We start from the raw sequence: 7,802 nt of genomic DNA on the forward strand, positions 1-7,802 counted from the left end.
ACTAACTTGTTCTTGCAATTTGCGTAAGACTATTGACATCGCCGATGGCCAATTAAGCGTAGTAACGTCACCGAACTGTTTCGTCTTTAAGGCGGCGCCAACAACAGCGCCCAGTGCGACCACTGCGACCAACAAGTCCGTCATCGTCCACTACGTTGATGACCAAGGTAACACCTTGAAACCAGATAAAACCTTAACGGGTTCACTTGGCGATGACTACAAGACGGAACCACTCAGCATCAGTGGCTACAAACTCGTGAAGACGACCGGCGATGAATCTGGTAAGTTTACCAGTTCCGATCAATCCGTCACCTACGCCTATCGTAAGGCTGCGGCCGACGTTGTCGTGAAGGACAGCGTGGTCTACGCCATCAAGAAAATTGGCCTCTACGGGTCCCCAACTTTCAGTAAACAAGCTCTCAAGCAGGCTTATGCCAAGAAATCCCGGATGAACCGACCAATGTTCAAGGTCATTGGCACCGCGACATCTAAAAATGGCGTTAAACGCTACAAGGTTAAGGACCTCAACGGTAAAGGAACGACCGGATACATCACTGCGAATAGCAATTTTATTGCGCCACTCTACTATGCCAAGAATCAAACGGATGTTACGGTGATTAGCCCAAGTGGTCTCAACGCCTATACTAAAAGTTCCCTGACTGGTAAAAAGACCCACTACAAGCAGGGCCAAGTTCTCAAAGTGAAGAAGATTGTCAGTCACAACCTGACGACCCGCTTCGCCCTCGCTAACGGGAAATACATTTCCGCCAACAAGAAGCTGGTCATCCCTGGCAAGCGTTCGATGCCTAAACGCGTCCAAGCCAAGACGGCGGTTAACCGATACAGTACGGTTAACCTGACGAAGAAGAACAAACATTTCGCTAAGAAGACCACCTTCACCGTTAAGGGTTGGGCCTACTCCAACACCAAAAATTTCCGCAAAGGTGACACCCTGCGATACAAAGTCGCCGGTGGCTACATCACCGCAAATGCCAATCTTGTCAAAAAGCTCAAATAATTTTAGTCTCTACTAATAATTTTCGGTGTCAAATCGTAAGGTCAAGACGTCAATGTCTTGACCTTTTATTTATAAGCTGACCCGGTCAAATTACCAGTCACGTTGATTTCCCGCAATGACTCAAAAATGGCGTCCAACCTGAATTGATTGGACGCCATCATGCTTATATTTTAGATTAAACAGGCAACGACGTAATCGAACAGCCAAGTCCCCTACTTCGTAAAGTGCTGTTGACCAGCGGACTTGTTCAAGCGGTTCATGTACGCCGCTCCTAAGCCCTCAGCCGCAAATCCTTGTGCCAAGATGCCCGTCACTGGCGACTCCAGGTCATAGTGGCGGAGCCCAGCAAACAGCAGGTGACTCGCACTATCCATATCAGCCCCCAGAGAGAAGGGTTCCGTATTGGCAGGCAGATCTTCACTAGCCAGTGTCCGGTCTAAGGCCATCACCCCAATCGTCCCATCCTGTTGGGCTGCCCAAGCCAATGCGGCTGGCCAGTCGGCTTCATCGTCCACGATGGTCACCTGAGCGTTCGGAGCATAGTGCTTGTACTTCATCCCCGGAGCCTTAGGAATCTCACCCTTGCCGACCTTGTGGTGGTTAGAACGTACCGTCCCGATGACGGCTTCGAGCTGTTCTTCGGTCACACCGCCCGGACGCAAGATCGTTGGAATCTCTGTCGACATATCGAGCACTGTCGACTCCACACCAACCTTGGTTGGTCCATCGTCCAAGATACCGGCAATCTTCCCGTTCAGGTCATGATAGACGTGTTTTGCCAGTGTTGGACTCGGCTTCCCAGATGTATTGGCAGACGGCCCCACCAACGGGACCCCCGCCGCTTTAATCAGGTCCAATGTGACTTGATTATCCGGATTACGAAAGGCAGCGGTCGTCAGGCCACCCGTAACGGCCTTGGACAACTTCCCTGGCTGCAACTCAAAAATCAACGTCAGTGGTCCGGGCCAGAACGTCTTGATCAACGCCTCGGCCTTGGCCGATAACGGTTGGGCATACTGCTTAACCGTGTCTTCACCGGTCACGTGAACGATCAGTGGATTATCGCTTGGTCGCCCCTTCGCCAGATAGACCTGTTTGACTGCGGCTTCATTAGTCGCGTCCGCCCCCAGACCGTAGACGGTCTCCGTGGGGAACGCAACCAATTCACCGGCCTGAATGGCAGCGGCCGCTTCATCAATTTGATTTGGTTGAAAAATCTTGGTTTCCATAAACTTTCTCTTCTCTCCCATCGCAAAAACTAAAGTTGCACGCGAACCATGCGATCATGGCCGTTGATATCCGTTCGCACGGTCACCGTGGCTGCTGGCAAGGCCGTCTCGAAGATGGTCTTAACCGCTGCCCCTTGATGATAGCCAATTTCAGCAAAAAACTGACCACCCGGTAACAGATAGGTTGCCAGTTCCGCTGCGAAGCGTTGGTAAAATGCCAAACCATGGTTCGCCGCAAACAGCGCCCCCTCTGGTTCGTAGCGTTTGACCGACTCATCCATCACGTCAACTTCGGTGCGGTCGATGTACGGTGGATTCGATACGATCACGTTGAAACGCTGGTCCGCAACCGGTGCGAATAGATCGCCCGTCACGAAGTCAACGGGAGCCGCCAGTGTCTGGGCATTGGTCTGGGCAACCGCAACGGCTGCCGCAGAGATGTCGCTGGCCGTCACCGTCCAAGCAGGCCGTTCCGCCTTGAGTGACACAGCAATGGCGCCGCTCCCGGTGCCCACATCCAGTACCCGAATTGGCGCTGGCGTGGTGGCAGCCAAAATCCAAGCCACCAACTCCTCCGTCTCCTGACGGGGAATCAAGGTCGCAGCGGTTACCTGAAAGTCCCGGCCGTAGAAATTGGCGCGACCTAAAACGTACTGTGCCGGCTCACCGTTTGCGACCCGGTTCAGTTGTTGCTGAAACGTTTGGCTCTCCGCCGCTGGCATCACCGTCCGGTAACTTTGCACCAGCTGGGTGAACGTCCACCCGTGAGCCTCCGTCAGTAGGTACTGCGCGGCACTCGAATCTTGTCCAGCCGAAGTCAACTGCGCTTGACCCTGACGGAGTGCTTGCAGATAAGTTAGTTGATTAGCCATTATTCTTTAAATCTTCAAGCTTAGCGGCTTGATCGGAAAGAATCAGGGCATCGATAATGTCATCGAGTTCCCCGTTCATGACCCGGTCCAACTTGTTCAAAGTCAGCCCAATCCGGTGATCGGTCACCCGGTTTTGAGGGTAGTTGTAGGTCCGAATCCGTTCGGAACGGTCACCCGTCCCAACGGCAGACTTCCGTTCGGCGTTGTAGGCACTTTCTTCTTGTTGCTTGTAGTAGTCGTAGACCCGCGCCCGCAGAATCGTCATGGCCTTGGCCCGGTTTTGTTGCTGTGACCGTTCGTCTTGCATGGCCACCACGATCCCCGTTGGCAAGTGGGTCATCCGTACGGCGGAAGACGTCTTGTTAATATGCTGACCACCGGCACCAGAGGAACGGTAAACGTCGGTCCGGATATCCTTTGGGTCGATATCGATGTCGACATCTTCTTCTTCAGGCATAACGCCGACCGTGGCCGTACTAGTGTGCACCCGACCAGCAGATTCCGTAACGGGGACCCGTTGTACCCGGTGCGCACCGTTTTCGTACTTCAGCTTGGAGTAAACCTTGTCACCGGAGATCATCATGACGATTTCCTTAAACCCACCGACTTCGGTGGCGTTCTCGTCGACAATTTCAATCTTCCAACCTTGGCGTTCAGCGTACTTGGAGTACATGCTAAAGAGGTCAGCAGCAAATAAGCTGGCTTCATCCCCACCGGCGGCCCCATGGATTTCCATGATGATGTTTTTGTCATCGTTGGGGTCCTTAGGCAACAGTAAGACCTTGATGTCCTCTTCGAGCTTTTCTTTTTGTTCGTTGAGATCCTTCAGCTCTTCTTTGACCATGGCATCCATGTCATCGTCCAGCTTTTCGCGAAGCATCTCATCGTCATCCTTGATCTGTTGGGTGACTTCCTGATACTGGTGATACTTGTCGACAGTTTCCCGCAGCTCCCCTTCTTCCTTAGAGAGGGCCATGAAGCGTTGCGTATCCGCAATGACTTCGGGGTCGCTGATCAATTCATTCAGCTCGTCGTAGCGATCAGCCACGGCTTGGAGCTTGTCAAACATTTCGTCCATTCGATTAACCTCGTTTCAATTTTGATGATGCTTATTTATAGATTCATTAGAAGTGCCGCCGCTCTCACGACTGACCCCCCGTGGTTCTAGCTAAGTCAGCTTACCACATCTGACGGGACACGCAATGTTTTTTCACGATTACCCGCCCAGAATAAGCCACGACTTGTGCCTCACTACTTACCAATCTGATTCAATGGCGGATTGAAGTAGTGTCGCCGGCAGACGGGATAGTAGGCTTCGTTACCGCCGATCTGGACCTGTTCGCCCTCGTAGACTGGCTTACCGTCGTGGAAGCGGAGATTCATGATGGCCTTCTTGGTGCAGAACCAGCAGATAGTCTTCATTTCTTCGATTTTGTCCGCGTAAAGCATGAGGTACTTGGAACCCTCGAACAGTTCGTTTCTAAAATCATTCTTCAGACCAAACGTCATGACCGGAATCTTTAACTCGTCCACGACCTTAGCCAGTTGCAGTACATGGGCCTTCTTTAAAAACTGGGCCTCGTCAATCAGGACACAGTTGGCGTGAGCGTCAATTTGCTTGATTTCGTCGTACAGGTTGGTCGTCTCGAAGATTGGATGAGCTTCTCGCTTGAGTCCAATGCGACTGGCGATGTAGCCGACCTCATCGCGGGTGTCCAAGCCACTCGTCATAATAATGACCCGCTTATGTTGTTCCTCATAGTTATGGGCGACCTTTAAGATTTCAATGGTCTTCCCACTATTCATTGCACCGTACCGAAAAAATAGCTGCGCCACGTTATTCCCACCTTTTTGACAGTTTCCATCTATTATAGCTGATTAGGCTGGAAAATTCGACCGTGAGCCGGCCAAAGTTCTTGGGATTTTGTCAAAGTTCAGGCATAGTCCTCCCCTAAACACTAAAAGAATGCTAAAATTAAGGCTTGAATATTAAGGAACCCGACATTAAAAATTCTTGTCGCGATTAAGGAGCGAAATATCCATGTCATTAAGAAGCGGCTTTGCCACCTTCGCAGGGAAATCCTCTTACTGGTTTCTCCACACGTTTCTTCACGGGGGCAGTTCTCTGCCCGGTAAGATTACGTTGAAGCTGGACCCCAACATTTTACGGACACTGGGCGCTAAGTACGACGTCATCGTCATCACCGGTACCAACGGAAAGACCTTGACGACGGCGCTGACGGTCTCCGTCCTCAACCAAAAATACCCAGCTATTCTGACCAACCCAACCGGTTCCAACATGGAACAGGGGATCGTTACGACATTCTTGAACGCTAAACATCCCAAGACTGGTCGGCCCCTAGCCGTACTGGAAGTCGATGAAGCCAACGTCATCAAGGTCACACAGTACATCGAACCCAAGGCATTCGTCTTCACCAATATCTTCCGGGACCAAATGGATCGTTACGGGGAAATCTACACGACCTACCAGAAGATTCTGGATGGGGTTGCCCTAGCACCCAATGCCACGATCATCGCGAACGGCGACTCCCCCATCTTCCACTCTAAGGAATTACCGAATCCAATTGAATACTATGGCTTCGATGATCAACCCGACCAGGATATGAAGGCCAAGCCCAACACGGATGGCGTGCTATGCCCCGTCTGCGAGCACATTTTGCACTACCATTCATTGACCTACAGTAACCAGGGGAAGTACTTCTGCCCCAACTGTGGTTTTGAACGACCAGAACTCACCTATCGTTTGACCAAGCTCGGCGAACAAACGCCAACATCTTCCGAATTTGAAGTCGACGGTCACGCCTTCAAGATTGGTGTTGGGGGCACCTACAACATCTATAACGCGCTGGCTGCTTACGCGGTCGGCCGTTTCATGGGGGTTGCACCAGCACAGATTGCACGAGCCTTCAATGGTAACCAACAAGTCTTCGGTCGTCAGGAAGTCATCGATGTCGACGGCAAACAGGTTACAATCATCTTGGTCAAGAATCCCGTGGGACTGGATCAAGTGCTCCACATGATTGGCACCGACAAGGAAAAATTCTCCCTAGTTGGCCTGCTCAACGCGAACTACGCCGACGGAATCGACACCAGTTGGATCTGGGACGGCGACTTCGAGCAGCTGACGCAGCGTGACATTCCCGCTGTGATCACTGGTGGCGAACGCTACAAGGACATCACCTTCCGACTAAAAGTTGCTGGGATTCCCGATGACAAACACATCGTGGAGCCCGATTTGGAAAAGGTCGTGGACGAGATCAAGCAGGTCCCAACGGAGCGGGTCTACGTGCTCGCAACCTACACGGCTATGCTGCAAATGCGAAAAATCCTAGCCACAAAAGGCTACATCAAGGAGGGATTGGGCGTATGACTTACGAATTAAACGTGGCCCATCTGTACGGCAATCTCATGAACACCTATGGTGACGTGGGAAATATTTTAGCTTTGAAGTACTACGCTAAACAAATGGACGTTCACTTAAACGTTAAGGTCGTCAGCCTGGAAGAAGATTTCCAAGCCGCCGACTACGACCTCGCCTTCTTCGGCGGTGGCCAAGACTTTGAGCAGACCATCGTTTCCCAAGACATTCAAACGAAGAAAGCTGAACTCACCAAGTTCATCGAATCTGGCGGTCCCGTTCTGGCCATCTGTGGTGGCTTTCAACTGCTCGGTCACTACTACATCGGCGCCAACGGTGAAAAGTTACCGGGAATCGGTGCCCTTGATCACTACACGTTAGCCCAAGATCATAATCGCTTTATTGGCGATATCGTTATCAAGAACCAGGAAACTGGTGAGACCTACCACGGTTTTGAGAATCACCAAGGCCTGACTTACTTGGGGGCCGGTGAACGGCCACTGGGTAACGTCGTCAGTGGTAAAGGCAATAACGGTGAAGATGGCACGGAAGGTGCAATTTACAAGAACGTCTACTGTTCTTACTTCCACGGCCCAATTCTGACGCGGAACGGCGATATCGCTAAGCATTTGCTGATTGCTGCGCTCAAGCGCAAGTTCCCCGAAGCCGATTTCAGCCAACAGGAAGCTTTACCGATTCCAGCAACCTTCTAAGTGCAAACCATCGCCTGCGGCTGCCAGAAATTCCAGCTGCTGTGGGAACCGGTCCAAGCCAAAGAACGGTCTTGGACCTCGACTGCTTCCACTTCTGGCCTCCTCCGGCTAAAACTAGTTTTCACTTCAGAATAATGTCAATACCAGTTACCATTTGGCCGCAATTGACGCCATTCACTAAATTTAATAACCAATAGCACGTGAAAATTGCGCTGGCTCAACGTTTATCGTTGGTCCAACGCAATTTTTTATTTCTATGAGCAGATAGCTATCTATTTCCGCTAACCTCCTGTAGAGTTCGAGATTAACCTCACCCTGAGTAGAAATTCACTTCGGCTAAGAATTAGAGTCAACCACGTCCGTTAAAAGAACGGACGTTTGTTAGAACCACACCCCACGGCATGGCGACCACAATTTGCTTAGATACAGCGCTAGCCTATGAATAGGACTTATCCGCTAATTACCAAAGCCTTTTATGTCCGCAGGTTGCCAGGCGGACTCACTTTTTACAGGGTTGCTAAACCCTTAGCTAAAATATTTTTAGCTGCGTTATGATCACGCACATGAAATATCCCACAATTAGGACAGGTC

Annotated in this window: 8 protein-coding genes; 3 read left to right on the forward strand and 5 right to left on the reverse strand. The window is 51.1% G+C overall.

Translation table 11 applies throughout. From position 1 onward, the window contains the following. Positions 1-1,018 (forward strand): DUF5776 domain-containing protein (locus FD07_RS11255; protein WP_235804804.1); only part of this gene is annotated, 1,018 nt, incomplete at its 5' end. Between the two features lie 212 nt (positions 1,019-1,230). Here the strand turns inward: FD07_RS11255 and FD07_RS11260 are convergent. The 4 genes from FD07_RS11260 to FD07_RS11275 all read right to left on the reverse strand — a co-directional run bounded on the left by FD07_RS11260 (position 1,231) and on the right by FD07_RS11275 (position 4,955). Then, positions 1,231-2,247 (reverse strand): L-threonylcarbamoyladenylate synthase, encoded by a 1,017-nt coding sequence (locus FD07_RS11260; protein ID WP_020090416.1) that lies wholly within the window; start codon positions 2,245-2,247, stop codon positions 1,231-1,233. Between the two features lie 29 nt (positions 2,248-2,276). After that, positions 2,277-3,119 (reverse strand): peptide chain release factor N(5)-glutamine methyltransferase, encoded by an 843-nt coding sequence (gene prmC, locus FD07_RS11265; protein ID WP_020090415.1) that lies wholly within the window; start codon positions 3,117-3,119, stop codon positions 2,277-2,279. Next, a complete protein-coding gene (gene prfA / locus FD07_RS11270; RefSeq protein WP_020090414.1) occupies positions 3,112-4,197 on the reverse strand; it encodes a peptide chain release factor 1 in 1,086 nt (361 codons plus the stop codon). Before prfA ends, prmC begins: the two co-directional genes overlap by 8 nt. Before the next feature lie 173 nt (positions 4,198-4,370). Then, a complete protein-coding gene (locus tag FD07_RS11275) occupies positions 4,371-4,955 on the reverse strand; it encodes a thymidine kinase (protein ID WP_020090413.1) in 585 nt (194 codons plus the stop codon). 205 nt (positions 4,956-5,160) lie between these two features. On the opposite strand from FD07_RS11275, the gene FD07_RS11280 reads away from it, so the two are divergent. After that, positions 5,161-6,510 (forward strand): Mur ligase family protein, encoded by a 1,350-nt coding sequence (locus tag FD07_RS11280; protein ID WP_020090412.1) that lies wholly within the window; start codon positions 5,161-5,163, stop codon positions 6,508-6,510. Further along, positions 6,507-7,211, forward strand: coding sequence for a type 1 glutamine amidotransferase (locus tag FD07_RS11285; RefSeq protein ID WP_020090411.1), 705 nt, complete (start codon positions 6,507-6,509; stop codon positions 7,209-7,211). The genes FD07_RS11280 and FD07_RS11285 overlap by 4 nt, the downstream gene beginning before the upstream one ends. Before the next feature lie 506 nt (positions 7,212-7,717). Here FD07_RS11285 and FD07_RS12225 read toward each other — a convergent pair. Beyond that, positions 7,718-7,802: zinc ribbon domain-containing protein (locus tag FD07_RS12225; protein WP_156403287.1), on the reverse strand; the 85-nt coding region annotated here is incomplete at its 5' end.

It is taken from the genome of Levilactobacillus parabrevis ATCC 53295 (assembly GCF_001434055.1).
Lineage (GTDB): Bacteria > Bacillota > Bacilli > Lactobacillales > Lactobacillaceae > Levilactobacillus > Levilactobacillus parabrevis.

Coding starts and splice junctions, on each gene's coding strand:
- prfA (WP_020090414.1), bottom strand. CDS start 4,197: ATGGACGAAATGTTTGACAAGCTCCAAGCCGTGGCTGATCGCTACGAC.
- FD07_RS11260 (WP_020090416.1), bottom strand. CDS start 2,247: ATGGAAACCAAGATTTTTCAACCAAATCAAATTGATGAAGCGGCCGCT.
- prmC (WP_020090415.1), bottom strand. CDS start 3,119: ATGGCTAATCAACTAACTTATCTGCAAGCACTCCGTCAGGGTCAAGCG.
- FD07_RS11285 (WP_020090411.1), top strand. CDS start 6,507: ATGACTTACGAATTAAACGTGGCCCATCTGTACGGCAATCTCATGAAC.
- FD07_RS11280 (WP_020090412.1), top strand. CDS start 5,161: ATGTCATTAAGAAGCGGCTTTGCCACCTTCGCAGGGAAATCCTCTTAC.